The sequence below is a fragment of the Bacterioplanes sanyensis genome, assembly GCF_002237535.1.
GTDB lineage: Bacteria > Pseudomonadota > Gammaproteobacteria > Pseudomonadales > Oceanobacteraceae > Bacterioplanes > Bacterioplanes sanyensis_A.
The window spans coordinates 3,056,213-3,080,846 of the sequence record NZ_CP022530.1; the positions used below are offsets into that span (position 1 = coordinate 3,056,213).

Genomic DNA, 24,634 nt, shown 5'->3' on the forward strand with positions numbered 1-24,634 from the left:
AAGCAATCTCCTAGTTAGGTCAGTTTGATACTACCACCCTTGTGTGAAAAGTGTACAAGGGGCACGACCTCATAACTTGTCATTAATGACTGCTTCGTAGACCAGGCTGTCAGCCTCGTATTGCAACCGTTATCGGTTGGCGGTACTGTTCGCCAATTCTGATTTCTGGGGATGTCCGAATGGCCGCAGCGGTGCTGGTCATTGATGACGATAGTGAGCGCTGTCAACGCCACGTGCATTACTTACATAAACGTGGCTATCAGGCTCAGGCGCATCAAGTCAGTGACAACGTGTCTGGCTGGTTGCAGGATCATCCGGTAGCCGCGGTGGTCTGTGCGCTGGGCGACGATCTTAGCTTTGAGTTGCTGGCCACTTTTAAGCAGCATTTTACCCACGCGCCGTTGGTGGTGTTGTCGCCATCATCGGACAGTAACGACGTGCTGCAGGCTCTGCGCATGGGCGCGGACGACTATCTCATTTTGCCATTGGACAATCTCGAAGTGTTGGGTCTGTCGGTGGATAAGGCCGTGCAACACGCACGCATCGAAGCCGAAAACCAAGCCTATCGCGAGCACCTTGAGGTGACGAACCGCGAGCTGCGCCGCCATCTTGATGAGCTGCGCAACGATCAGCAAGCCGGCCGCCAGGCGCAATTACGGATGCTGCCCGAGCCGATCACTAAAATGGGCATTAACCTGAGTCATCGGGTGATTCCATCGCTGCTGCTCAGTGGCGACTTTCTTGACTACTTCGAACTCGATCAACGCCGTTTAGTGTTTTACGTAGCCGACGTCTCTGGCCATGGCGCTTCGTCGGCTTTCGTGACGGTGCTGCTAAAGAATCTGACGTACCGTTTGCGCCGCAACCTGCGCCGCGGCTCTAGCGACGATCTCAATGACCCTTCTAGGGTGTTGCAGCGCATCAACAGTGAGCTGTTGGCGTCGCAGCTGGGTAAACATCTCACCATTCTTTACGCCATCTATGACTTGGTCAGCAGTGAGCTGGTTTACAGTGTGGGCGGTCATTTGCCGATGCCTGTGTTGGTGGTTGATGGCCACGCCGATTACCTGGAAGGCTCGGGCATGCCTGTGGGGTTGTTTGAGGGTGCCAAGTATCAAAATTATCGTATGAAATTGCCGGAGCCTTTTACCTTGTGGATGTTTTCTGACGGAATACTGGAAATCATCGATCAGCCGACCTTGAATGATAAAGAAGCACAGCTGCTGTCATTAGCCGTCAGTGCCGAAGGAAGCCCGGAACGTTTGATCAATAGTCTGGGTCTGCAAGTGGATGCAGAAGTGCCCGATGATATCGCCATGCTGGCGGTGAATAGGGAGGGAATATGACATCAGGTGAAGTCTATGTCGCATTTGTCGACGGCGTTCATATCGTGCGCCTCGTCGGTGATGTGAGACTAAACTTGTGCTCCGCACTGGAGCGCTATCTGGACGACATCCTAGCTCGGCCAGACTTTCATCAAGTGGTGGTCGATCTCAGCGCCGCTTCGGGCGTCGATAGCACCACGCTTGGGCAAATTGCAAAAATTGCCATCTTGGCGCAAGAGCGTTTTGGTATCCGCCCGACGGTGGTCACGCCCAATCCCGACATCACCCGCTTGTTGCTTAGTATGGGCTTTGATCAGGTGTTTAACTTGGTGCGAGAGCCGATCGACACAGACGCTGAGTTTGAGCAATGGGCGGCCCGAGAAGTTAGTGAAGCGCAAGCGCGTGAGCAAGTGATCGATGCACACAAAGTGCTGATGAGCTTGAACAAGAGTAACGAACACGCCTTTAAAGAGTTGGTCGACTCGCTCGAAGCCGACCGTCGTGACGCCCAGTCGAATAATTCATAATCAGGGGGATCCCGTGCCTATCCAGTCAGCTGCCGTCGTTGGAGGCGGAAGTTTTGGTACCGTCATAGCTAATATTCTTGCCGATAACGGCATTCAAACCCGGCAATGGATGCGTGATGACAGCATTGCCGACGCCATCAATCAGCAGCATATCAACCCAAGGTATTTGCCGGATACGCCACTGAATCCGGCATTGCAGGCAACCACCGATTTACAAGCAGCGGTCACCAATGCCGACGTGGTGTTTGTGTCGGTGCCCAGTGCATCGGTGCGTGAGGTGGCGGAGAAGTTTTTGCCCTGGCTGCAGGCTGAGCAATGTTTGGTCAGCACCACCAAGGGCATTGAGCCTGAGAACTTCATGCTGATGAGTCAGGTGCTCAGTGACGTCTGCCCAGATAACCCAGTGGGTGTGTTGAGTGGACCTAACTTGGCCAAAGAAATAGCACGAAGAGAACTGGCAGCTTCAGTGATTGCGAGTGAAAACAGTGATTTACGCCGTGAAGTTCAAGAAGCTTTGAGTTGTGATTACTTTCGTGTTTACGCCTCGAATGACCCGCATGGTGTTGAGTTGGGCGGTGCCTTAAAGAACATCTACGCCATTGCGTCAGGCTTTGTCGCCGCACTCGGCTTGGGCGAAAACACCCGTAGCATGATCATTACCCGCTCGCTGGCAGAAATGAGCCGCTTTGCCGTGCAAATGGGTGCTAACCCGCTGACCTTCTTGGGCTTGGCCGGAGTGGGGGATTTATTCGTGACCTGCAGCTCCTCACTGAGCCGCAACTATCGTGTCGGTTTTGCCATTGGCGAAGGCAAAACCTTGGATGAAGCGATTGAATCGCTAGGCGAAGTGGCGGAGGGTGTAAAAACCTTGCGATATGTCAGGGAAAAGGCCATCGAATCTGATATCTATATGCCTCTGGTAATGGGAACGTACGAAGTGTTGTTTAACGGCGCTAACCCCAAGCAGGTAGCCCAGGGCTTGATGCGCGGAGAAATGGCGTCGGATGTCGAATTTGCCCTTTCTCGAAACGAAATCTAACACCGACTAAAGGACCCATTATGAGTGATGTAAAAGACAATCTGACTTCCGATGCTTTTTGGCTGAAAACCCTGTATCTGGTGCTGTTTTATTTGGTGTCGCGCCTGGCGGACATCGCTGTGCTGGTGATTACTGTGGCGCAGTGGGGATTCCAGTTAGCCACCGGTGCTCCAAATGCGCAGTTAGCCCAATTCGGTGATAGCTTGGGGCAGTACGTGAGTCAGATTATTCATTATCTGAGCGGTGTGAGTGAGCAAAAACCGTATCCTTTCCAGGATTGGCCAGCACCGCAAGACGCGGACAGCAGTGAATGAAATTATGCATAGTACGCCATGGTTTGGCGGTGACGGGGGCTGACTCGGATGAGCAGCGCCCCTTGCGCGAAGAGGGCGTCCAGCAAGCGCAACGGGCGGGTCAGTGGCTTGAGTCTCTGGGGCTTGAGTCGCCACAACTGATGGTCAGCCCTTATTTGCGCACGCAACAGACGGCACAGGCGATTAACGAGTCATTAGGCTCGACCATAGATACCATGAACGCACTGGTGCCCAGTAGTGCCCCCGAATCTGTTGTTGAACAGCTACTGGCTGTAAAACAGGACACGGTGCTGGTATCCCATCTGCCGCTGGTGGGTCGGCTGGCGGCCCTGTTGGTGGAAGGGCAAGTGTTTGATCAACCATGGTCGCCAGCGGAATGCTGGCTGCTCGAGGGAGATATCGCCGCAGCGGCTTGTATGAGCGTGCGCGATATATGGTACCCGGAGTTGGCTCAGGCTTCCTAGGGCTGTGCTCCAGAGGTGTGTCTGTCACAGATGCACCTTGCGCCTGACGGCTGCAGCGGGTAGCTTGGCTGGCTTTGTATATGCCATCAAGTTGCATGCATGAAGCCTATTATTCACTTTTCTCACGCTAACGGCTTTCCTGCCGGCGCTTATCAGCACGTCTTAGCGCCACTGGCTGCCCACGCGACGATTCGCAGCATTGACCGCTTAGGTCATCATCCAAACTACCCAGTGACGAATAACTGGGAGCATTTAGAGCGCGAGCTGCTGGAGTACTTTGAGCGGCACTACGCAACACCGGTGATTGCTGTCGGCCATTCCTTGGGAGGGGTGCTGAGCTACATGGTGGCACGTCGCCGTCCGGATCTGGTCGCCGGTCTGATCATGCTGGATTCACCCTTGCTTACGCCTTGGCAATCACGAGGCCTGCGTCTGCTAAAGAGCTTGGGTTTGTCCGATCGTGTCACGCCAGCGGCGCGCACCGAAGGGCGGCGTACTCGCTGGCCCGACCAAGACAGTGCGCTGGCGTATTTCCGCTCCAAATCGCTGATGAAACGCTTTGACGATACCTGTCTGAGGCACTACGTCGAGGCAGGCACCCAGCCCTGTGATGATGGCGTTTGCTTGAGCTACGACCCGGATGTGGAGATGAAAATCTATCGCACCATTCCGGATAATCTCTCCAATGCCGCACCGCTTGAAATGCCGGCTGCGGTGGTGGCCGGCAAGCAGAGCAATGTTTTGCGCCCGGTGAATGCTCGCTATATGCAAGCCAAAGCGGCCATGCAGGTTGAATGGCTGCCCGGCAGTCATATGTTTCCGTTCGAGCAGCCACAGGCAACAGCGCAGCTGATCCAGCGTTTATTACAGCAGTGGGGGCTGTTATGACGGAATCTTGCCTTGGGCCCTTGGCGGCCAAGTATCATGACGTCGATGGCAGTCGCGTGCAGGCATTGTTATTACACGGGTGGTTGGATAATGCCGCCAGTTTTGATGCGCTGGCGCCTAAGTTGCCATTCGCCAGTTGGGCACTCGACTTGCCTGGGCATGGCGCTTCCGACTGGTTACCTCATGGCGCCGATTATTACATTTGGTCCTACCTGTCACTGATCAAACAAGCGCTGGACGCGTTGCCTAGCGATGGTAACAAGCGCGTGTTGATAGGCCATTCGATGGGCAGTGCTATAGCGCTGCAGCTGGCGGCGCTATGGCCAGAGGCTGTGGATGCGCTGGTATTGATAGATGGCATTGGCCCGCTGGCCGGGCGAGATGAAGACTGGCTGGCCAATATGTCCAAAGCCCTCACTTGGCAGCCCAGAGCAAGCCGTGAGTTTGGCTCACTGGAAGAGGCCATGCAGGCCCGGCAAAAGACGGCTCCCTTACTCAGTGCAGCTGCATTAAAAGCCCTCGTCGAGCGCAACCTTGAGGCGTGCGAGCAGTCTTCCCGATTACGCTGGCGCACTGACCCGAGGCTCAGGGCGCCGTCAAAGATGCGCTTAACCGAAGCCATGGTGGCCACCATGTTGCGTTCAGTGGTTTGTCCTGTGCTGGTGATTCGCGCTGAGCAAGGCATTATTCCGAAGACGTTTTTTAGCCAGCGGATGGCTCATCTCCAGTGTGGGCGCTTGGCGAGTTTGCCAGGGCATCATCACTTGCACATGGAATCAGAGGGCAGTGCGTTGGTTTCCGATGCGGTCGCCACGTTTTTGCAGCAGGAGATGAGCTCATGAACAGTCGGACTGGGGATCTCAGCTGGTTCATTTTGTTGTTGTCTGGTTTGCTGCTGAGCTTGGGTGGGTCTTGGCATATTTGGGCCAAATTAGATTATGGCTACTCCTGGTGGTACGACGTGTTGCAGATCGAACAGCACATTGACTACTACGGGCCGCAGAATCGTTACAAGCTAGGTTTGGAGCAGCTTGATCGGGCGCAGCACGAGTCGCTATTTAGTGACATCGTACAGGCCGTGCATCAGCATGGAGAGGGGCTGCGCGAAATATCTTATACCGTTATCTACTCGGACGATAATCATAAATCTATTGCGTTGCTCAGAGAGCCTGAGGCGGTGCACTTGCAGGACGTTGCGAATTTAATCGACGCGCTCAATCTGGCGCTGCTGTGGTTGTTGCCAGTGAGCGCGTTGCTGTTGTTTGTCATTCAACGCTACGACTGGCACCTAAAATGGTCACGACAGTTACTGGTGCTGGCGGCGTTGGTGATAATGACCACCGCACTGGTCCTGGGAATTGGCCCCAAAGCGGTGTTCTATCAAATGCATGTGTGGATCTTTCCAGCGGAAAACGAGTGGTTCTTTTATTATCAGGATTCGTTGATGACCACTTTAATGCATGCGCCGCAGCTGTTCGGTTTGATTGCTGTTGGCATCACGGCGCTGGGACTAGTGCTGTTTGCTGCTTGGCTGGCAGGTCTTCGTTACTGGCTTAAAACTCGGGAGCGCAGTTAAAACGCAAGCGTTGTTGCTGGGTCGGGTGATCGAACTCGAGCCGGCGAGCGTGTAGCATCAGCCGCGGCTCTTCGTTGAGCTGGTCACCAGCGTACAGCGTGTCGCCCACGATTGGACAGCCGATTTGTTGCATATGTAAACGCAGCTGGTGTGAGCGGCCGGTTTGCGGCAGCAGTCGCATGCGACTCAAGCGTCCATCGGTTTCTAATCGTTGCCAGCGGGTGAGGGCATAGCGCCCTTGTGTGTGACTGATCATTTGCAGTGGTCGATTGGGCCAGTCGACGATGATGGGCAGATTAATGCAGCCTTGCATGCCTCGGGGCGTGCCGTACACCAATGCCTCGTATTCTTTTGTTGTGGTTTGCCGCTCGAACTGGCGCTGAATGGCAGCCAGCGCCGTCTTGTGCCGTGCGTATACCATGACGCCGGATGTATCTCGATCTAACCTGTGCACCACCAGTGTGGTACCAAACTGCGACTCCAGCCTTGCCTGTAGACAGTCCTTTTCATAGCGCCCGGGAACGCTGAGCAAGTGAGAGGGTTTGTTGACGACTAGGATGTCTTCATCAATCAGCAGTGGTTCAATCGGCGGGTGCATGTGGGTACTGAAAGTCCTGCAATAGTTCTGTGTAGGCGCCCGTTTGCTTGAGCTGTTGCAGGCCATCATTGAAGGCGCTAATCATGCGCTGTGCATTGGGGAGCGAGGCGCGGATTGTAACATGCAGGTCTTGGTTGGCCAGTTCCGGTGACAGTATCTCCAAGTGTTTGGCGATGTTGTCGCTGCTGGCCAACTCTTGTTCGGCAACCCAGCGATCGACGATCACTAAGTCCAGTTCCTCGCGCGCTAAGTCGCGAAATAAGTGCGAGCAATAGTCGCGATAGTGCTGCTCGAACTGGGCAGCAAACTGCGTCACTTCGTTGTTGTAAGCCACGTTGTTGAACAAGCCGATCTTGAGCGATCGTGCTTGCTGCGAATCGAGTAGCTCGGCCATGGTGAGGCCTGCATCGCGCCGGCTCACCACCACCAAGTGATTGCTCAAAAATGCGGCCGACTGAACCGTATGTGGCGAATTATCACGCCACTGGGCCAGCCAGCCATCCAGCTTTTTTGACGTAACGGCCTCGTCGATGGCTTGCTGTGGGCGAATGTCGACGTCAACTTGCCAACCTTGCTGTGCAAATGCACGTTTTACAATGGCTGCGGCCAAGCCTTGATCGGGCTGTTGGTTGCTGGCATACGGCCCCCAGTCTGGAGTGCCCAAGCTGACCGTGGGTGACTGGTCTTTGTATTCATCCGCCAGTATGGAGATCGCCTTGGCCAAGCCGTTTTCTTCGATGCTGCGGCTCATTTGGTCGCTAAAGCTTTTGACCAAGCTAACGCCTTCGATCACGACGTCGTAGATCTGCCACTGATCGTCGCGACTGAACAGCTTGTAGTCGACTTTGATAGAGGGTGCACCGACTCGCATGATCTCACTTTTGACCAAGGCTCGATTGCCCGATGGGCTCAAGCGCGCTTCAGAAAAGTTCATCTCTTGATCGTCGAAGGCACGAAAGGCGCCAGCGTATGTGCGGATAACTTTGTGTTTAAACGCTTCAACGAACGCCCGTTGCTGTTCGCTGGAGGCGCGGCGCCAGAACTTACCCAATACCAGACGTGCCATGTACACATGGTCAACCACCGGCAGCAGTTGCTCGTCAATCAGTTGTTCCAGGTAATAGTCTTGCTTTTGCACGCGCTCCTTATTGGCCAGCAGTTGCTTTGCCATGCCATTGGCAGCATTCATCACGACGTCGCGGGGAGGGCTTTGCTCCGCCGCGCTGGCGATGCTCAGTGTGGCCAGTATCAATGCCAGCAAACTGTGCAACAGATGTTTCATAACGTCCTCTGTAGGTTGGTGAGAATACTGGAACTATACGGCGTGGCTTAATCTTCTGGCAAATTGCGGATCAGCATAGCGTGCTGCAATTGGCCAATGTCAGCGCCTGTGGGTGGCTCAATTTCAACCACAAAACCTGAGCCTGGCGCGTCTTGCCTCGGCTGCCCGCTGCTGTCATACAAAGCACCGAGGGTAAATGCATGGTTGCCGCTTGGTGTCATCAGCTCCAGCTGGTCGCCGAGTTCAAAGCGGTTTTTTACGTCAACAACTAGGCGCTCTGCTGGGCTGCGCTCGGCGCGAATTTCACCGACAAACTGCTGGCGAGTGCTCATCGAGGTGCCGCGTTCGTAGTTCTGGTATTCATCGTGCACGTGGCGGCGGAAGAAGCCTTCGGTGTAACCACGGTTGGACATATTTTCCAGGGTGTCCATCAAGCTGATGTCAAAGTGCTTGCCACTCACGGCATCGTCAATGGCTTGACGATAGGCCTGGGCGGTACGAGCTGCATAATAGTGCGACTTGGTACGCCCCTCGATTTTCAGCGAGTGCACTCCCAGTTCGACCAGTTTCTGCACGTGTTGAATGGCGCGCAGGTCGCGTGAGTTCATGATGTAAGTGCCGTGTTCATCCTCGAATGCCGGCATGTATTCATTGTCGCGAGTGCTTTCTTGCAGCAAGAAAATACCGTCCTGAGGTTGCCCTTTGCCCAGTGTCGGTGAGCTTGGATCGAACTCTTGTGCGCTGCTTGGAATGACGTCACCAGAATCCGTTTCTTTGGCTTCATGTGCTTGGTACTTCCAGCGGCAAGCGTTGGTGCAGGTGCCTTGGTTAGGGTCACGATGATTCATGTAGCCAGATAACAAACAGCGACCTGAATAGGCGATGCACAGGGCGCCGTGCACAAATACTTCAATCTCCATCTCGGGGCAGCGCTGACGTATTTCCGCAATTTCTTCCAGCGATAGCTCGCGCGATAAAATGATGCGACTGACCCCCTGGCGGCGCCAGAACTCAACCGCCGCCCAGTTCACCACATTGGCCTGAACCGATAAGTGAATAACCGTGTCGGGCCAGCGATCTTTAACCAGCATGATCAGCCCTGGGTCAGACATGATCAGTGCGTCTGGGCCCATGTCGATGATGGGCTCAATGTCACGCAAGTAGCTGCTGATTTTGCTGTTGTGTGGGGCAATGTTGCTGGCAACGTAGAACTGCTTGCCCAGGCTGTGCGCGTAGGCGATGCCGTCGCCGAGACGTTGGCTGGTGAAGTCGTTGTTTCTGACGCGCAGGCTGTATCTGGGTTGACCGGCGTAAACCGCATCAGCGCCGTAGTCAAAGGCGTATTGCATGTTGCGAAAGGTGCCTGCAGGCGACAGCAATTCTGGGCGAAAGGTCATCGGGTACTCCGCATCGACAAAAGCGGCGCACCCTACCCAATGGTGTCGGGTAGGGTATTGATGCAGATCAACAGCTTAGAAGGGCTGGAAATTAGTCCTGCAGATCGACGCCAAACGGCGTGATCGGCTGCTGGCGCAAGGTGAGAAAAAAGTCTTTTGGCAATGGGCGCTGAACCTGCTCGGGAAGGGTGGCCAGCAGCTCTTGCGTCAGCTCCTGCCAATATTGCTCCAGGCCGCTGCCATCCAGGCCCTCGGTGTGCTGCAGCTGCTGCAAAAATTGACACAATAGCTGCCATTCTTCTTCGTTGGCTTCGGCCAAGCAGGCTTCGGTGGCACAAAACAGGGCGGCATTGCTCAAGTCGGCAATGCTGTCTGCCAGCGTATCCTCAAAAGTCAGCTGCTCGCGCCAGTCGGCAAAGGCTTCAAAGAAGCGTTGCAGATTGGTTCCTGACTTGAGTTCGCCCTGCAGCCACGACTGAGTTTTGTTCAACAGTTTGGTGTAAGGCTGAATGTCTAGCTGCCGGTGCTCGGCCAGCATGTGCAGATGGGGCTGGCATAGCCAAGCGATGCTAAAGGCTTGTGCGGCAATGGTGTAGCGATCGGTCATGATGTGGGCTCAAAGGTGTAGGTGGTAAATAACGCTGGCAGCACCCAGCGACTGTCGTCGGGCATGGATTGCTCTAGACGTTGAATGAATTCATCTTCGTCGGTCAGGCGAACGAAACGTTGCTCGCCCTCCAGGTCGTTGGCAAAAAAGTCTTCCCAATGGCCAAGGATAAAATGCCGTGCGCCCGTATCGCGGACGATGGCCTCGGGGTAGTCCTCCACTTGCGAGAAGGAAGCGGGGCACAGGATGGCCACATCAACGCGTTTGTTGTCGGCGAGTTGCGGCAGCAGTCCCAGTGGCGCTTGGCTGGCAGCGTCCTGATAATAAACACGATGTTGGATGTTGCCGCTGGCATCGAGAAAATCGATCAAGAAGGCCAAGGTTTGCCCTTCTTTCCAGCCAAATGAGTGCCAAGGCAGGTCAGACAGCGGCTTTGGCACGGTACCGCTCATGAACTTGATGCCCGCAATATGCGGCGCATGGCCGGATTCTATCGCCATGATGCGAACATCACGCTGTTGGTTGTAGAGCCATTGGCCAGGTGTGCTGCCGCTGGCCATGATGGTATTCATGGCTACTAAGCGGTCGGGATCGAGGGCTGCACTCAGCGTATTGACAGTGGTTTGTGATCCGTAAATGCGAACATTGGGCGCTTGCTGTGTGGCGACTCTGGGCACATCCAGCAGGTGATCGTAGTGGGCGTGCCCAACCAATAACATTTCAGCGTTGGGCACCTTCGGCATGTAGCGGTCAACTTTGTCATGATCCGAAGAGAGCGGCATAAAAGGACCGCTGAGTAAGAAGTGCGGATTAGTAAAGGACGGAGCAGCGATCACGTGCCGCTCGCCGACGCTAATGATATGCCCGCCCACTCCGAGGTATTGAATGCGCAACGCTTGTTCGCTATTCAGGGTGGCGGCGGTGTTGGTCGATGGGGTGCGTTTTAGTGTGCTGGAGCAAGCCGTGAGACTGATGGCGAGCAGGGCGAACAGCAATCGGTAGGTCATATTCGGTTCTTAATTGTTGTTATGATGAGAGTGTGCAGCAGTTTTCGGCCGCCCGCCGAGTTTAAAGACGACAAGTCTATCTGCCAATTTTTTGCTACCTATTTAACGTAAATTGATTACAAATTGCGCCATATTGACATGCACGGTTGGCATTCGCTGTCAAGTTGGCTATGGTCCGGACAACGGTCAGCAATATGTATCATTTTGTTATGCCTAGTGTTGTTTTGAGTAAGAATGACGAAGTCATCTTTCGCGGTCTGTGTGAGCAGCTATCGCCGTTAGGCTTCAAATGTGAACTGCCACTGTCGGCACTGGATGCCTTTCGTGATCAGTGCGGTCGTTACACCACCTTTGATGTGGCGGTGACGCTCACGGGCCAGCATGGCCGGGTCACCATTGACGGAGAAGTCGGCGTGCACGGCTTGTATCGCTGCTCGCAAACCCAGTGCTGCGTTAACTTTCGCTACGTTAAACTGTCTGGCGAAAACCGGCGCTTAATGGCCGAGCAGCTGACGCCCGCGCAGGACAGCGACAACGTCGCCTGGTTAGAGCGCAAAGCGCAATAATATTTGCTGCGGCTGGCAGAGGCTTTGCAGCGCTTCTGTCTGGTCCGATGGCAACTCTATTGTCATGTCGACACGGTCACTGTGATAGTGACAGTCCACGACCCTTCCTTGCAGTTGTTGTACTTCCCGACGTAAAAACGATTCTTGTGCGAACCCCAGCGTGGCAGTGCAAGAATGGGTGTCGATAACCGGGCTCAAGGTACAGTCATTGAGAAGCTGCTGCGCAGCGCCAGAGTAGGCCCGCTGCAATCCACCGGTTCCTAATTTGATACCACCAAAAAAGCGCACAACGTAAACGGCGTAATCGACCAGCTGGTGGTGGCGCAATACATTCAAGATGGGCATTCCGGCGGTGCCGCTTGGCTCACCGTCGTCGGAATACCCTTCTAACGGTCGTTCCCCATTTACTCTATACGCCCAGCAAACGTGGTTGGCTTTGTGGAATTGCTGCTGCAATTGTTGCAGCAGAATGGCATGTTGCTCGGCTGAATCGATGCAGTAACCGAAAGTCAAAAAACGGCTGCGCTTGATTTCACTGTGCGCCTCCGCGTTGTGGGTGGTGTAGATCGTCATGAGTGTTTTGAGGGCAGGCGGCAGCGGTAAAGTATGAATTTATCACTGCCTTGCTGCGTCACGTTGGCGAAATAGCGGTTAAGCACTGGGCGGTAGGGTAGGTGCCGATTGGCAATCACGAACATTTCACCCTTGCTGTCGAGGTGAGCGCTGGCTTGCTGAAACATGCGCTGGGCAAGGTTGGTCAGTTGCTTGTGGCCGTCGTGAAACGGCGGGTTGCACACGATGGTATCGAATAGACCCGTCACTGCCTCGCAACCGTCGCCGTGGTGGCATGTCACCGCCAGCTGGGCTTGTTCGGCATTGTGCTGAGCGGACAAAACAGCGCTGTAGGCGTCGTCGGTTAACTCAACGTGACACTCGGGCCAGCGCTGTTTGATCGTCAAGCCAAGCAGGCCGTTGCCGCAGCCCAAATCCAATACGCGGCCGTTCAGGTCGGGCAGTAGGTTGAGTAATGCTCGCCCGCCTCGATCTTCGCGGTGGCGCGAAAACACCAGTGGCAAAGCGTCCAGTTTTAGTCGCTCTGAGGTGCGATAGCCCTGCCATAGCGGCTGTTCAGAGTGCTTCAGTGGTGCGTTGACGATGCTGACCGCGCGGGACTTGCGCAAGATCTTGTGCTGTTGGTACTGCTGGCAATGTTGTTCGAGCCAATTCAGCCAAGCAACAGGAACGTGTTTGGCCGGACCGGCTATGTGAATTGGGGTGCCGTGGGGTAACCACTGGCTGCACCAATCGAGGTAGCGCTGCAGCGCATCGACGCTTTTCGGAAACTTGATCAGCACCTGCTGCGCAGGGCACGGTGTCTTCAGCGATTCAAACCATGAAATGCGCGGCGAATCAGCATGTTGCCAGTTTTGCTTTAGCGCATGGGCCGCGCAGGCACTGTCCAACATGGCATGTGAGTGCTCAGCCAATGCGCAACTGATGGCGCCATGGCGATCGTTGAGCACCACTGTCTCCATGTTGGTCGTAGCGAGTTGTAGTAGATGCTCGTCGCTACTGTCCCACGGCAGAGAGACATGTTCAGGCAGCGGTGGATAGCACTCTAGGGTGGTCTGATTGTAGGGCCAGATGGGCATTAATAAATGTCGTCGAAATTCTGTTGGTCCAGCTGCGACAGAAGGTCTTTTTCTGGCTCACGCTTGTCTTCAGGTTGCCTGGTCGTTTTAGCGGCTACAGGTGCTTTGGCTGCCTGCAGCTTATCGCGCTCTTTCGCCTCAGGGTTTTCCTGTAAAAACTTCTCATACACAGAGAGTGTGCGTCGGCCCTTGATGCGCTTGCTGGCTTGGCGGTCATTACCTAGGCTGCGCTTAAGCTTGGAGCGATTGCCGGTTTTGACGTTGTGGATGCGCTTTAATGAGCGGGTTTTCTTTTTGCGGGTCATGGAATAGTGCTATTCAATACGATTGACGGCTATTGTAGCGGATGGCGATGTCACTGTAATCTGCCGCCGCCGACTAGCGCTGTCTTTATGTGTTGGCGCTGGTATAGTTAGGCGGTCGCTCGCAGCTCAGCGGCCGATTGGTTTACAGTAAACAGTAAAGGAACGGGAATTCGTCAATGCCGGACAACGCAATTCATTTGGTTTACCTTGCTTCCACTGCTGGTATCAGTCTGGAGCGGGGTGAGGTCAAGCGCTGTTTGGCAAGTCAAAAGATGCAGGATGCAGGTCTGGTGTACGACCCAGAAGGTGCGCCGTACGACTGGAATCTGGTGCGCCAGCAGATAGAGCTTGCAGACGGTTTTGTGCTGCTACTGGGCGATAGCTACGGCCCGATGGCACCCACTGGCATCAGTTATCTACACCGCGAGTTCGTGCATGCACAAAGCTTGAACAAGCCCATCCTGGCCTTTGCTCGCACGCTTGAGGGGCCAGAAACCGAAGAACAGCGCCGCTTGGCCGGTTTCCATCAGATCATTGCCCAACAAGCTACCTTCAAACGTTGGCATCTGCGTGATGAATTGTTGTCTCACGTGCGCAGCGCACTGCCGTCTTATCGCAGTCAGTTGGGTATGGGTTGGCAGCCAGCTGCGCGACAGCCCATCGGTGCGGCCACCATCCCTCATGAGCAAGAAGTGGCGGTAAAACCGACGCCAGCACCAAAGCAGCGCACCGCCATTCGACAAACCATCAGTTTGCATGTGGTGGCTGATGTGTATGAAGCGGGTAACTGTACCCGAGAGGAGCAAATGCTGCCGGCGCGGTTGGACCAGTTACTGGCCAGCTTGCGCCGCTTGTTGCAAGCCGGTGCCAGTGAAGACAGATTACGTTCGCACCTAGAAGGGTTGATCACCAATACTGTGTCTGAACGATTATTGGAGCGCCATACCAACGCTCATGCGGTGGATGATGTTCGCCTCAGTCGCGGCCAGTTTCAGCAAATTCTCAAGTTGTGGCAGCAGCAGGGCGCAATAGAAATGTCCGAGCAAGGCGGGCGAGCGCAGTGGCGCTCGGCGCGTTAATCCTGCCCGGCGCCCAATAAACGCTGCTTCTGCTCCCATTCACTGCGCATGCCGTCGCAGACGGTGTTGCACAGGTCGAAAATAAACGGCGCTCCGATTGAAAAATACGCCAAGTTGCCTTGTTGGCGGCGCTTCACCATGCCGTGGCTGCGTAACGTCGATAAGTGTTTGGAAACGTTGGGTTGTGACGCACCGGTGGCGGCGACCAATTCGGTGACAGAGCGCTCGCCTTGCTGCAGTTGATGCAAAATCTTGAGCCTCATTGGGTCTGCCAGTAAGCGAAAACGTTGTGCGATCAACTCCAGCATTTCGTCGGTCATGTCAGTATTCATAGGCGCTGCCGTTGCGTTCCTCGGGTTTTTATAGCTGCGGTGTTGCAGCCATCAGTGTAATGCAAAGGGCTGAATGGCAATACAGTTATGTAGTCATTCCGTATGCGTTTTCCTTCTGTTGTTATTCTTTTTAGCGCTTTAGTCAGCGCGCAGGAGCTGTGCGTGAGAGTCGTCACTCGTTATACTTCGCGCACATTTTTCAACGGCGCCGATCATGAGTCGCTTATTTGCCTTAGCCTTTATTTCTTTTGCCCTTTTGGGCTGCAGTCCAACTTCTACGAACGACGTGCAGCGTATCAGCGGTCCAACCATGGGCACCGTCTACAACGTTGCCGTGGTGGCGCCTGAATCGACCGACTTGCAGCCATTGCAGCAGCGCATTGATCAGCGTTTGGCGGAGATCAATCGGGTGATGTCCACCTACGATCCGAGCTCAGAGTTGTCGCTGCTCAATCAGCGCACCGATGTCAGTGAGTCGGTGGTGATCAGCGCCGACTTGGCCGATGTGATACAAATGTCACTGGATGTCTACCGCGACAGTGACGGCGCGTTTGATGCCACCATCGGCCCTTTGGTTAATCGTTGGGGATTTGGCCCCCAAGAGCGACAACAGGTGCCCAGCGAGGTGGAGATTGCCGCCATCAAAGCACAGATCGGCATGGATAAAGTTCAACTCGATGGTGATCGTTTGACCACCAGCCATCCGCTGTACATTGACTTGTCCGCCGTGGCTAAGGGCTGGGCCGTGGATGAAATCGCTGAGTTGGTCCAGCAGCAAGGTTTCGCACAGTTTTTGGTGGAAATTGGCGGCGAGATTCGCGCCGAAGGCCGCAAGCCAGATGGCAGCGCCTGGCGCATTGCCATTGAGCGGCCAGACATGGGGTTGGAGCGCGAACCACAGCTGGTCATTGAGCTCCAGGGCAAAGGCCTGGCGACCTCGGGTGATTACCGCAACTACTACGAAGTGGATGGCCAGCGTGTATCGCACACCATCGACCCGGTGAGCGGTTTTCCCATTACTCACAATTTAGCGTCAGTCAGTGTGGTGCACGACTCTACTGGCTTGGCCGATGCTTGGGCGACGGCGTTAAGTGTTGTTGGGCATGAGCGTGCTATGGCGCTGGCAAAGCAATACAATCTGGCGGTATACATGATTGTTCGGTCCGGCGATGGCTATGCTGAACAACAGTCTGCTGCGTTTAAATCTTGGTTAGAGGCGCAGACCTCTGGGAGTCGATGATGAATACGTTTCTGATCGTTCTGGGCGTGATGCTGGTCATTGTGGCCGGTATGGCGGTCGGTGTTTTATTGGGGCGCAAACCACTGGCAGGCTCATGCGGCGGCATGAACGCTGTTGGTCTTGATGGCGCTTGTGACATCTGCGGCGGTGATCCGAAAAAGTGTGATGAAGAAAATCAAAGCGCTGCGCAGACGTCTGGAGAAGCGACGTTTTACGATGCGACTAAGCGCTAATCAGTAGCAGCCAGTGCTCTGGCTACAATGTCAGGGCAGTCGAGTTAATTGGAATGGAGAAAAGCATGGCAGATTATCACTACGACGTTGTTATCATCGGTGCGGGCCCGGCAGGTGAGGGCGCGGCGATGAATGCGGCTAAGAATGGCAAAAAGGTCGCCGTCGTTGAGGATAAGAAAATGGTGGGCGGCAATTGCACCCACTGGGGCACCATCCCGTCTAAAGCATTGCGTCATGCGGTTAAGCAAATTATCTCTTTCAATACCAACCCGATGTTCCGTGACATTGGCGAGCCGCGCTGGTTCTCCTTCCCGCGGGTGCTCAAAAGCGCTGAGCGCGTCATTGCCAAGCAGGTGAAACTGCGCACTGAGTTCTATGCCCGCAACCGTATCAGCGTCTATACCGGCCAAGCGCGTTTTGCCGATGCGCGCACCATTGACGTTTTTAACGGCACGGTCAGCAATACCCGCCTGCACGCCAAAGAAGTGGTCATTGCCACAGGCTCAAGCCCATGGCGGCCTAAAAACATCGACTTCAACCATCCGCGTATTTATGACTCGGACACCATTTTGCAGCTCGAGCACACGCCACGCACCATGATCATTTACGGTGCTGGCGTGATCGGCTGTGAGTACGCTTCGATTTTCTCTGGCTTGGGCGTAAAAGTGGATTTGATTCACCCGGGCGATCGCTTGCTCAACTTCTTGGATGATGAAATTTCCGATGCGCTGAGCTATCACTTGCGCGATAAAGGCGCGCTGATTCGTCACAACGAACAGTTCGACTCAGTGGAAAGCAACGAGCGCTTTGTCACCATGACCATGGCGTCGGGCAAAAAGGTGAAGGCCGATGCATTCTTGTGGGCAGCCGGGCGCTCGGGCAATACCAGTCACTTGGGCTTGGAAAACATCGGTCTGTCGACCAACAGCCGTGGTCAGCTTGAAGTCGATAACGAGTATCGCACGGCAGTGGAAAATATTTACGCCGCTGGCGACGTCATCGGTTGGCCGTCCTTAGCTTCTGCTGCTTACGATCAAGGGCGTGCTGCTGCGGCACAGATATCGGCGTCGGAAGATTTCCGCTTTGTTAAGTCGGTGCCGACTGGCATTTACACCATTCCTGAAATCAGCTCGGTGGGTAAAACTGAGCACCAGCTGACGGAAGAAAAAATCCCATACGAAGTGGGGCAGGCGTTTTTCAAGAGCATTGCGCGCGCGCAGATCACTGCTGAGGGCGTTGGCATGTTGAAAATCCTGTTCCACCGCCAGACTCTGGAGATTCTTGGTATCCATTGTTTTGGTGACCAAGCCGCTGAGATTGTGCACATCGGTCAGGCAATCATGGAACAGCCCGGTGAAGGCAATACGCTGAAGTACTTCGTCAACACCACCTTCAATTACCCAACCATGGCCGAAGCCTATCGTGTTGCGGCACTGAATGGTTTGAATCGCCTCTAATGGCATCGGCGTGGCCGCATTGGCCGCGCCTACTCCCCTTCGTAACTGTACACACGCAAGCTGGGTAACAGTGGCTCGCTACTCAGTCGCTGATCGGCGCGCGCTTGGCGCGTTCGTCCGCTCGGTGGCTCGCTAGCGACGTCGTTAAACTCTGGCAGGCCATGGCCGTCGTCGATAAACATCAGCGGCAGCGACACACTCATGGCTTTGCGGCGACCATCTGGGTACAGCAGGTTAGCGCGCATGATAGGCGCTAGCTCTTGCACTTGGGCCAAGCGTGTTCCAGGCCTTAAGTTGCCCAGTGTGTGCAGCTGCGCCTGAATGTGCGGCTTGTATTCGCCCATATCAAGCAGCTTTTGCTGCGCTTGCTCAAAGGTTAAATGTTTGATGCTGCGCCCGTGCGCATACCAGCTGAAGCCCACCTTGATTGGCCGTTCAGGCAGCAGCGGCAGCAGGCGATAACACTGCTTAAGATGAAGTCTGGCCAATCCTGAAGCCACCAGGTGCTGGCGAAAGTCGTCATGGCGCTGTCCTAGTTTGCCCCGAAGTGCTGGCCAGTCGGCAGCAGGGTGCTGGCGATAATCGCGAATGCGTTGCTGCAGCTGCTGCTTGCGCAGGTTCACGGTTTCAACAAGGCGATATTGATCGGCATCCAAGGCGACCAGGCCAATGTCGGTGCGCGTCTCGCGGCCATCTTGCCCGGGTTGATACCATAGGTCTTGAATTGCCGTGCACAGTTTGCTCATGGCTGTATCTTGGGGGGCTCCCAATAGCCAATGCGGGGGCTGGTGATGGCGCAGTGCTTGCGCCAAGGCTTGCAGGTCGCTGACCAGCCCATCGTAGCTTTCTACTATGTCTTGAATCATGTTGCTTGGTCGCGGGCCAATAGCTTGGCCCGGATAAACTCACTGTGTGGCAAATACAACAGCTCTGCGATGCGACGAATCATATGTTCCTCGTAGCGATCAATGCCGGCACTGGCGTAGGCAATGCGCCACAGATTCAACAGCAGAGTGAACTTTTCATTGTTACTAAGTTGCTGGTGCAGCAGGTCGGTGAATTGGAATAGGTCGTTGGCTTGTTCGGCGGTGGCTTGCGCCTCCCTCAACAACAGCGAAGTCTCCTCCTCATTAAGGTTGAGGTGCTGCTGACAGATGTGACGAAAAGCGTTTATCTCATCGGCGTCGATGTCGTGATCGGCGCGCATGATTTCCACCAGCAGCACCGCGGTTGCTTTTTCAACGGTGTGCTTCGGTTGCTGCTGATGTTGGTCGGCTGAGAACCAGTTCAGTAGGTCTTTTAACATTCGATGCGCTCACGCAATTGCTGTTCAAGTAGGATCTGGTCGGCGGCGAAGCGTCGGATGCCATCGGACAGCTTGTCGGTGGACATTGCGTCTTCGTTGTGCTGCCAACGGAAGGAGGCCTCGCTGACCGCCATGCGCGCATCCTCAGAGCGTAAACTTGGGTCGAGTAGGCGCTCAAGTGTGCCTGGGTCTGCTTGCAGCTGTGCCAGCAAATCCGGGGCGATGGTGAGCTTATCGCAGCCGGCCAGCTGCTCGATTTCGCCGGTGTTGCGAAAGCTGGCTCCCATCACAATGGTGTTGTAGCCGTGCTGTTTGTAGTAGCGGTAGATGCGAGTCACGGATTGCACGCCAGGGTCGTTGGCGCCAGAGAAATCAGTGCCCGGCAATTGCGCTTTGTGCCAATCGAGAATGCGTCCAACAAAGGGGGATATCAATGTTACGCCCGCATCTGCGCAAGCGGCTGCCTGCGCAAAGCTAAACAGCAGCGTTAGGTTGCATTGGATGCCTCGTTGTTCCAGTGCGCGCGCGGCTTCAATGCCTTCCCAGGTGGCAGCGATTTTGATCAAAATGCGCTCTTTGCTGATGCCTTGCTGCTGATAGAGCTCAATCAGCTTCTCTGCTTTGGCGATCGTGGCTTGCGTATCAAACGACAGGCGCGCATCGACTTCGGTGGAGATGCGGCCAGGAATGAGCTGGAGAATTTCTCTACCAATGTACACTGCCAAAAGGTCGCTGGCGTTGGCAGCAACATCGCCAGAGCTGCGTTTGGCTTCGTTGATGGCTTTGTCGATCAGCGGTTGGTATGCCTCCAATGCGGCGGCTTTTAGGACCAAAGACGGATTGGTGGTGGCATCCTCTGGTCGATGTTGACGTATTGCTTCGATGTCGCCCGTGTCCGCAACAACGGAGGTCATGGTGCGCAAACTTTCCAGTTTACTCATGTGGCTATCCTGAGGTTGAATCATGTAAGGGGAGGTTTACCGTGCCGAAATCCCCGTGACAGGTCAACCTCGTTATGAAAATGAACGTTAAATCAACGATTTGGAGCAGTTTATGAAAGTGCTGGGTGTTTTGTTTTTATGGTGCTTGGCGGGTATGGCATGGGCCGATCCGGTGTGGATTGACGTGCGCAGTGAAGCGGAGTTTCAGCAGCAGCACAAACCAGGGGCGCTGCTGATGCCGCATGGCGAGATTGCTCAGCGCATTGCTGCGGCGGGCATTGAAAAGGATGCCGAGGTGTATCTGTATTGTCGCTCAGGCAAGCGCGCGGGTATTGCTAAGCAAGCCCTGGAGCAACAGGGCTACTCCAAAGTCATCAATGTCGGCGGGTTAGAGGATGCGCTGACTCATGAAATGAACCAAGAGCTTTAATGTGCTGCTTCGGCGAACACCGCTGGCTGCACGAACTCCAGCGCCTGCTCCATGACATCAACGCCAGAGGTGCGCTTATGGGCCTGCTCACTTAGGTGGCGGCGGAATAATCGCGCCCCTTTGGCGCCGTTGAACAGACCGAGCATGTGGCGGCTAATGTGGTGCAGTACGGCGCCGCGGCTCAACTCTTGCTCTATGTAGGGGTAGAGCGAGCGAATGGCGTGCTTGCGCGCCTCAATGCTCGTGTCAGGTGGCGCTGGCTCGCCAAAGTACAAATGATCCGCCGCCATCAGTACGCTGGGATTATGGTAAGCCTCGCGGCCAAGCATGACGCCATCGAGGTGGCCTAGGTGCGTTTCACACGCGGCGTGTGTTTCGATACCGCCGTTGAGGATGATTTCCAGTTCTGGAAACTCCTGTTTTAAGCGATACACCAGTTCGTAGCGCAGTGGCGGTACCTCACGATTCTCCTTGGGGGACAAACCCTGCAAAATCGCCGTGCGAGCGTGCACGATAAAGGTGGTGACGCCACTGTCTTTAACGATGCCGACGAAATCTCTCAGATGCTCGTAGCTGTCTTGGTCGTCGATGCCGATGCGGTGCTTAACCGTCACATCGATGCCACACGCATCGCGCATGGCTTGTAGGCCATCGCGTACCAGTTCAGGGTGCGCCATCAGGCAGGCGCCAATCATGTTGTTTTGTACTCGATCGCTGGGGCAGCCGACGTTCAAATTCACTTCGTCGTAGCCAAACTGCTGCGCAAAGGCGGCACATTGAGCCAGCTGTTGTGGATCACTGCCGCCCAGTTGTAATGCAATCGGGTGCTCTTCGTCTGAATACTGCAAAAAGCGCTGCCGGTCGCCATGAATCAGAGCGCCAGTGGTGACCATTTCCGAATACAGCAGGCTGTGTCGCGTCAGTGTCCGCCAGAAGCGCCGACAGTGGCGATCAGACCAATCCATCATGGGTGCGGTGCTAAAACGGCGCGCGCCCGCTTTTAGTGGCGATGGTTTATCGCTGGAGGTGTCTGTCAAGCTGGCAGTACTGTGTGCGGTCATGGCTGGAAATCAAGTGCTCAGGCAGTGATGGGTTTAATGGTTGTGGTGCTGTGGTTCTTGCAGCAACTGCTCGCAAGCGTGCAAATAACGCTTGCGCCCGACCAGCATCTGAAAACGCCTTCCTCCGACCTGGCGCCATAAAATGGCGGCGCGAATGCCGGCCAGCAATAACGCACGTACTTTGTTGGCGGTGTGGTGGTTTTGCAAATAGCTGGGGTTGCCTTTCACTCGAATGCGAAAGCTGAGGTTGCTCAGTGTCTGTTGATACAAGCCAGCCAGTGCGGCGATGGTATTCTCATGGCCGACGGAAAAGTGATCCGCCTGGCGAGCGGCTTGTTGGATGCCTTCGCCCAGAGTAGACATCATGTCGCTGTTTTTACGCAGTTTGCGCTCTAAATGCAGCAAGCTCAGGGCATATCCGGTGACTTCAGGTTTGATGCCAGCAGGGTCTCGGCCAACGACGATCTGCAACTGCTTCAAGCCAATATTCAGCTGGCTTGAAGCTGGCCCATAAATGTCGTCAAAACGCTCTGGGTTCTGCTTGAAGATGCTGCGCAGCAGGGGCTCGGTGGTGGAGGGCGGGACATCACCTTCACGCGCTAGCTGCTCCACCAGCGTGGCTGCTTGAAATACCGCTGCCAAGGCAATGGCTTGCTCTTCGTTGCGTGATCTCATGCTGTCTTTCCTGTGAATTCAATGATGCCGCCGCCAAGGCACACATCACCTGAGTAAAGCACCAAAGATTGTCCGGGTGTGACGGCGCGCTGTGGTTGATCGAATAGCACACGATAACCGTCGCTGTGGCGCTCGATGGTGCAGCTTTGATCGTCTTGCCGATAGCGCACTTTGGCAGTGCAGCGCAGTGGCAACTCAGGCGCTTCGTTGACCCAAAATAGCTCGCTCGCTGTCAGCCAGTCGCTGAACAGTAGAGGATGGTTTTTGCCCTGTACGGCAATCAACACATTGCGCTCAAGATCCTTGCCAGCAACATACCAAGGCGCGTCAGGGTGGTTGGCTAAGCCGCCGATGCCAAGCCCTTGGCGCTGTCCTAGGGTGTGGTACATCAGGCCTTGGTGTTCGCCAATGTCTTCACCCTCAGGGGTTTCTATGCGGCCAGGCTGAGCGGGCAAGTATTGCTGCAAAAAGTCTTTGAAGCGGCGCTCGCCAATAAAACAGATGCCGGTGGAGTCTTTTTTACTGGCCGTGACCAAGTTGTTCTGCTCGGCAATACGCCTTACTTCTGGCTTTTCGAGCTCGCCGACCGGGAACAGAGTTTGGGCGATTTCATCGCCGCCCACGGCGTGCAAAAAGTAGCTTTGATCTTTGTTGCCATCCAGGCCGCGCAGCAGCTGGGCGGTATCGCCCGTGTCGCGGCGACGCACGTAATGTCCGGTGGCGATCAAGTCGGCGCCCAGCAATTTGGCATATTCAAGGAATGCTTTGAATTTGATTTCACGGTTGCACAAGATGTCTGGGTTTGGCGTACGACCAGCACGGTATTCGTGTAGGAAGTGTTCGAACACGTTGTCCCAGTACTCGGCGGCAAAGTTGGCCTGGTGCAACTTGATGCCCAGGGTGTCGCATACTTGTTGCGCATCGGCCAGATCTTCTTTGGCGGTGCAGTATTCGGTGCCGTCGTCTTCGTCCCAATTCTTCATAAACAGGCCTTCGACTTGATAGCCTTGCTCAAGCAGCAGGTAAGCCGAAACGGACGAATCAACACCGCCGGACATGCCGACGATGACTTTGGTGGCGGCCGGAGAGTGGTCTTCAGCGCTGTGTATAGTCATGGATGCTCAACAATGATATCGAGAGGGAAGCGTTTGCCAGCCAAATAGTCTTCTACGCAAGTAAGGACCATGGGAGAGCGCAGCCGCTGGCACTGCCTGAGCTCGTCTATGTCCATCCAACGCGGACCGATGATGCCTTCATCTAGCTCAGCCCCCGCCACGGCCTCGATGCCTTCGGCAATAAAGCAGTAGCGGTGATAAGTAACGCCATTGCTCGGACTGGTATAGGTGTACAGCCCTAATAAGGCTGTGGGTCTGACACGCCACCCGGTTTCTTCCAGTGTTTCACGGCAAGCGGCTTCGATTAAGGTCTCATTGGCCTCAACATGGCCTGCGGGCTGGTTGAAGACGGCTTCGCCTGCGCTTATTTCTTCCACCATTAAAAAGCGCCCTTGGTGTTCTACCAGGGTGGCGACGGTCGCATGGGGGGTCCAGCGCTCAGACATACATGGCTCCTGTTTTGGGCCGAGCAAAAAACAGCCGCGCAGTGTAACCAAGTTGCAGCTATTGCTCAATTTCGTCGCGGTGTCTTGCTGCTCTTACGTCTTGATTGTCTGGTTTTCGCGGGCGCGGGTAGATGAACACTGTGTTGCGCGTGCTCACCTGGCATCAAGGTGCCTAGCTGCCATGGGCCGATGGCGTAACGAATAAGTCTGAGTGTCGGATGGCCAATGTGTGCGGTCATGCGTCGCACTTGGCGATTGCGACCTTCTTTGATGCGAATGTCCAGCCAGCAGGTGTCATCATTGGCACGTTGACGGATGGGCGGGACGCGTGGCCAGACGTTCGGTGGCTCGACTATGGTTACCAAGGCTGGCTTGGTTGGCCCATCGTTGAGTGTCACACCCTGGCGTAGCATATCGAGTTGCTGCTCACTGGGGGTACCTTCAACTTGCACCCAGTAGTGCTTTTGCATCTTTTGCGCAGGGTCAGCGATGCGCGCCTGCAGTTGCCCGTCGTTGGTGAGCAGCAGTAGGCCTTCTGAGTCGTAGTCCAGCCGTCCGGCCGGGTAGACGCCGGGGGTGTCGATGAAGTCGGCCAGCGTCCTACGATCGCTGCCATCGGTAAATTGACTGAGTACCTGGAAGGGTTTGTTAAGGCAAATTAGGGTGGCCATGTTGTAGCTTTACTACTCATTACTTTTGTCTAGCTTGCATTTTTTGTAGAAAAACTACAAATTAGCGCCACTTTTGAAGACAGGGTCGTCTATCTAGCCGA

The 24,634-nt window shown here is 55.0% G+C and carries 31 protein-coding genes; 14 read left to right on the forward strand and 17 right to left on the reverse strand.

All coding sequences use genetic code 11. The annotated features are described in order from the left end of the window. Nucleotides 1–179: 179 nt before the first annotated feature. The 8 genes from CHH28_RS14115 to CHH28_RS14150 all read left to right on the forward strand — a co-directional run bounded on the left by CHH28_RS14115 (nucleotide 180) and on the right by CHH28_RS14150 (nucleotide 6,133). Nucleotides 180–1,346 carry a PP2C family protein-serine/threonine phosphatase gene (locus tag CHH28_RS14115; protein WP_094060913.1) on the forward strand — a complete coding sequence of 389 codons (1,167 nt, stop codon included), beginning with the start codon at nucleotides 180–182 and terminating at the stop codon, nucleotides 1,344–1,346. Continuing rightward, entirely contained in the window at nucleotides 1,343–1,852 is a 510-nt protein-coding gene (locus tag CHH28_RS14120) for an STAS domain-containing protein (RefSeq protein WP_094060914.1), read from the forward strand. Before CHH28_RS14115 ends, CHH28_RS14120 begins: the two co-directional genes overlap by 4 nt. A gap of 13 nt (nucleotides 1,853–1,865) precedes the next feature. Further along, a complete protein-coding gene (locus tag CHH28_RS14125) occupies nucleotides 1,866–2,891 on the forward strand; it encodes an NAD(P)H-dependent glycerol-3-phosphate dehydrogenase (protein WP_094060915.1) in 1,026 nt (341 codons plus the stop codon). A 20-nt stretch (nucleotides 2,892–2,911) separates the two neighbouring features. Then, nucleotides 2,912–3,205, forward strand: coding sequence for a DUF4389 domain-containing protein (locus tag CHH28_RS14130; RefSeq protein WP_094060916.1), 294 nt, complete (start codon nucleotides 2,912–2,914; stop codon nucleotides 3,203–3,205). Next, the gene (gene sixA / locus CHH28_RS14135; protein WP_094060917.1) at nucleotides 3,202–3,669 is read left to right on the forward strand and encodes a phosphohistidine phosphatase SixA; all 468 of its coding nucleotides are present in this window, start codon (nucleotides 3,202–3,204) and stop codon (nucleotides 3,667–3,669) included. The genes CHH28_RS14130 and sixA overlap by 4 nt, the downstream gene beginning before the upstream one ends. A 99-nt stretch (nucleotides 3,670–3,768) precedes the next feature. Beyond that, a complete protein-coding gene (locus CHH28_RS14140; RefSeq protein ID WP_094060918.1) occupies nucleotides 3,769–4,557 on the forward strand; it encodes an alpha/beta fold hydrolase in 789 nt (262 codons plus the stop codon). Then, nucleotides 4,554–5,399 (forward strand): alpha/beta fold hydrolase, encoded by an 846-nt coding sequence (locus CHH28_RS14145; RefSeq protein WP_157729922.1) that lies wholly within the window; start codon nucleotides 4,554–4,556, stop codon nucleotides 5,397–5,399. The genes CHH28_RS14140 and CHH28_RS14145 overlap by 4 nt, the downstream gene beginning before the upstream one ends. Continuing rightward, the gene (locus CHH28_RS14150) at nucleotides 5,396–6,133 is read left to right on the forward strand and encodes a DUF1461 domain-containing protein (protein ID WP_094060919.1); all 738 of its coding nucleotides are present in this window, start codon (nucleotides 5,396–5,398) and stop codon (nucleotides 6,131–6,133) included. The genes CHH28_RS14145 and CHH28_RS14150 overlap by 4 nt, the downstream gene beginning before the upstream one ends. Here the strand turns inward: CHH28_RS14150 and CHH28_RS14155 are convergent. From CHH28_RS14155 to CHH28_RS14175, 5 genes are all read right to left on the reverse strand, one after another. Continuing rightward, nucleotides 6,111–6,731, reverse strand: a complete 621-nt coding sequence (locus CHH28_RS14155) for an RluA family pseudouridine synthase (protein WP_094060920.1) — start codon at nucleotides 6,729–6,731, stop codon at nucleotides 6,111–6,113. The two genes, CHH28_RS14150 and CHH28_RS14155, sit on opposite strands and share 23 nt — an antisense overlap. After that, a complete protein-coding gene (locus CHH28_RS14160; RefSeq protein ID WP_094060921.1) occupies nucleotides 6,715–8,013 on the reverse strand; it encodes an ABC transporter substrate-binding protein in 1,299 nt (432 codons plus the stop codon). The genes CHH28_RS14155 and CHH28_RS14160 overlap by 17 nt, the downstream gene beginning before the upstream one ends. 47 nt (nucleotides 8,014–8,060) lie before the next feature. Continuing rightward, complete coding sequence (gene yegQ / locus CHH28_RS14165; RefSeq protein WP_094060922.1) at nucleotides 8,061–9,410, reverse strand: tRNA 5-hydroxyuridine modification protein YegQ; 1,350 nt, start codon at nucleotides 9,408–9,410, stop codon at nucleotides 8,061–8,063. Between the two features lie 91 nt (nucleotides 9,411–9,501). Then, on the reverse strand, nucleotides 9,502–10,017 hold the full coding sequence (locus CHH28_RS14170; protein WP_094060923.1) for a hypothetical protein: 516 nt from the start codon (nucleotides 10,015–10,017) through the stop codon (nucleotides 9,502–9,504). After that, nucleotides 10,014–11,024, reverse strand: coding sequence for an MBL fold metallo-hydrolase (locus tag CHH28_RS14175; protein ID WP_094060924.1), 1,011 nt, complete (start codon nucleotides 11,022–11,024; stop codon nucleotides 10,014–10,016). Before CHH28_RS14175 ends, CHH28_RS14170 begins: the two co-directional genes overlap by 4 nt. Nucleotides 11,025–11,233: 209 nt before the next feature. On the opposite strand from CHH28_RS14175, the gene CHH28_RS14180 reads away from it, so the two are divergent. Continuing rightward, on the forward strand, nucleotides 11,234–11,590 hold the full coding sequence (locus tag CHH28_RS14180) for a hypothetical protein (protein ID WP_157729923.1): 357 nt from the start codon (nucleotides 11,234–11,236) through the stop codon (nucleotides 11,588–11,590). Here CHH28_RS14180 and CHH28_RS14185 read toward each other — a convergent pair. From CHH28_RS14185 to CHH28_RS14195, 3 genes are read right to left on the reverse strand one after another with little or no spacing between them, the layout of a single operon-like run. Beyond that, nucleotides 11,570–12,163 carry an IMPACT family protein gene (locus tag CHH28_RS14185; RefSeq protein WP_094060926.1) on the reverse strand — a complete coding sequence of 198 codons (594 nt, stop codon included), beginning with the start codon at nucleotides 12,161–12,163 and terminating at the stop codon, nucleotides 11,570–11,572. The genes CHH28_RS14180 and CHH28_RS14185 overlap by 21 nt on opposite strands. After that, on the reverse strand, nucleotides 12,160–13,242 hold the full coding sequence (locus CHH28_RS14190; RefSeq protein WP_094060927.1) for a class I SAM-dependent methyltransferase: 1,083 nt from the start codon (nucleotides 13,240–13,242) through the stop codon (nucleotides 12,160–12,162). The genes CHH28_RS14185 and CHH28_RS14190 overlap by 4 nt, the downstream gene beginning before the upstream one ends. Then, nucleotides 13,242–13,547 carry a hypothetical protein gene (locus CHH28_RS14195; protein WP_094060928.1) on the reverse strand — a complete coding sequence of 102 codons (306 nt, stop codon included), beginning with the start codon at nucleotides 13,545–13,547 and terminating at the stop codon, nucleotides 13,242–13,244. Before CHH28_RS14195 ends, CHH28_RS14190 begins: the two co-directional genes overlap by 1 nt. Nucleotides 13,548–13,723: 176 nt before the next feature. Between CHH28_RS14195 and CHH28_RS14200 the strand changes: the two genes are divergently transcribed. Next, nucleotides 13,724–14,626 carry a DUF4062 domain-containing protein gene (locus CHH28_RS14200; RefSeq protein ID WP_094060929.1) on the forward strand — a complete coding sequence of 301 codons (903 nt, stop codon included), beginning with the start codon at nucleotides 13,724–13,726 and terminating at the stop codon, nucleotides 14,624–14,626. On the opposite strand, the gene CHH28_RS14205 is transcribed toward CHH28_RS14200, so the two are convergent. Beyond that, nucleotides 14,623–14,958, reverse strand: a complete 336-nt coding sequence (locus CHH28_RS14205) for an ArsR/SmtB family transcription factor (RefSeq protein WP_094060930.1) — start codon at nucleotides 14,956–14,958, stop codon at nucleotides 14,623–14,625. The genes CHH28_RS14200 and CHH28_RS14205 overlap by 4 nt on opposite strands. 214 nt (nucleotides 14,959–15,172) lie before the next feature. Between CHH28_RS14205 and CHH28_RS14210 the strand changes: the two genes are divergently transcribed. From CHH28_RS14210 to sthA, 3 genes are all read left to right on the forward strand, one after another. Then, on the forward strand, nucleotides 15,173–16,198 hold the full coding sequence (locus tag CHH28_RS14210) for an FAD:protein FMN transferase (protein WP_094060931.1): 1,026 nt from the start codon (nucleotides 15,173–15,175) through the stop codon (nucleotides 16,196–16,198). Next, nucleotides 16,198–16,431 carry a (Na+)-NQR maturation NqrM gene (nqrM, locus tag CHH28_RS14215; RefSeq protein WP_094060932.1) on the forward strand — a complete coding sequence of 78 codons (234 nt, stop codon included), beginning with the start codon at nucleotides 16,198–16,200 and terminating at the stop codon, nucleotides 16,429–16,431. The genes CHH28_RS14210 and nqrM overlap by 1 nt, the downstream gene beginning before the upstream one ends. Nucleotides 16,432–16,496: 65 nt before the next feature. Next, complete coding sequence (gene sthA, locus CHH28_RS14220) at nucleotides 16,497–17,888, forward strand: Si-specific NAD(P)(+) transhydrogenase (RefSeq protein WP_094060933.1); 1,392 nt, start codon at nucleotides 16,497–16,499, stop codon at nucleotides 17,886–17,888. Between the two features lie 29 nt (nucleotides 17,889–17,917). On the opposite strand, the gene CHH28_RS14225 is transcribed toward sthA, so the two are convergent. Genes CHH28_RS14225 through tal form a run of 3 tightly spaced genes read right to left on the reverse strand, consistent with a single transcriptional unit; the run spans nucleotide 17,918 to nucleotide 20,135 of the window. Continuing rightward, complete coding sequence (locus tag CHH28_RS14225; RefSeq protein WP_094060934.1) at nucleotides 17,918–18,754, reverse strand: hypothetical protein; 837 nt, start codon at nucleotides 18,752–18,754, stop codon at nucleotides 17,918–17,920. Further along, nucleotides 18,751–19,194 carry a TerB family tellurite resistance protein gene (locus tag CHH28_RS14230; RefSeq protein ID WP_094060935.1) on the reverse strand — a complete coding sequence of 148 codons (444 nt, stop codon included), beginning with the start codon at nucleotides 19,192–19,194 and terminating at the stop codon, nucleotides 18,751–18,753. The genes CHH28_RS14225 and CHH28_RS14230 overlap by 4 nt, the downstream gene beginning before the upstream one ends. Next, nucleotides 19,188–20,135 (reverse strand): transaldolase, encoded by a 948-nt coding sequence (tal, locus tag CHH28_RS14235; protein ID WP_094060936.1) that lies wholly within the window; start codon nucleotides 20,133–20,135, stop codon nucleotides 19,188–19,190. Before tal ends, CHH28_RS14230 begins: the two co-directional genes overlap by 7 nt. 112 nt (nucleotides 20,136–20,247) lie before the next feature. Here tal and CHH28_RS14240 point away from each other — a divergent pair, with 112 nt between their 5' ends. Next, nucleotides 20,248–20,565, forward strand: coding sequence for a rhodanese-like domain-containing protein (locus CHH28_RS14240; protein ID WP_199243911.1), 318 nt, complete (start codon nucleotides 20,248–20,250; stop codon nucleotides 20,563–20,565). On the opposite strand, the gene dusA is transcribed toward CHH28_RS14240, so the two are convergent. The 5 genes from dusA to CHH28_RS14265 form a co-directional block, all read right to left on the reverse strand. Next, entirely contained in the window at nucleotides 20,562–21,626 is a 1,065-nt protein-coding gene (gene dusA / locus CHH28_RS14245) for a tRNA dihydrouridine(20/20a) synthase DusA (RefSeq protein ID WP_094060937.1), read from the reverse strand. The two genes, CHH28_RS14240 and dusA, sit on opposite strands and share 4 nt — an antisense overlap. A gap of 33 nt (nucleotides 21,627–21,659) precedes the next feature. Continuing rightward, complete coding sequence (gene hflD / locus CHH28_RS14250) at nucleotides 21,660–22,301, reverse strand: high frequency lysogenization protein HflD (RefSeq protein ID WP_094060938.1); 642 nt, start codon at nucleotides 22,299–22,301, stop codon at nucleotides 21,660–21,662. Then, the gene (mnmA, locus tag CHH28_RS14255; RefSeq protein WP_094060939.1) at nucleotides 22,298–23,416 is read right to left on the reverse strand and encodes a tRNA 2-thiouridine(34) synthase MnmA; all 1,119 of its coding nucleotides are present in this window, start codon (nucleotides 23,414–23,416) and stop codon (nucleotides 22,298–22,300) included. The genes hflD and mnmA overlap by 4 nt, the downstream gene beginning before the upstream one ends. Next, the gene (locus tag CHH28_RS14260) at nucleotides 23,413–23,862 is read right to left on the reverse strand and encodes an NUDIX hydrolase (protein ID WP_094060940.1); all 450 of its coding nucleotides are present in this window, start codon (nucleotides 23,860–23,862) and stop codon (nucleotides 23,413–23,415) included. The genes mnmA and CHH28_RS14260 overlap by 4 nt, the downstream gene beginning before the upstream one ends. 65 nt (nucleotides 23,863–23,927) lie before the next feature. Then, nucleotides 23,928–24,533, reverse strand: coding sequence for a pseudouridine synthase (locus CHH28_RS14265; protein WP_094060941.1), 606 nt, complete (start codon nucleotides 24,531–24,533; stop codon nucleotides 23,928–23,930). Nucleotides 24,534–24,634: the final 101 nt, after the last annotated feature.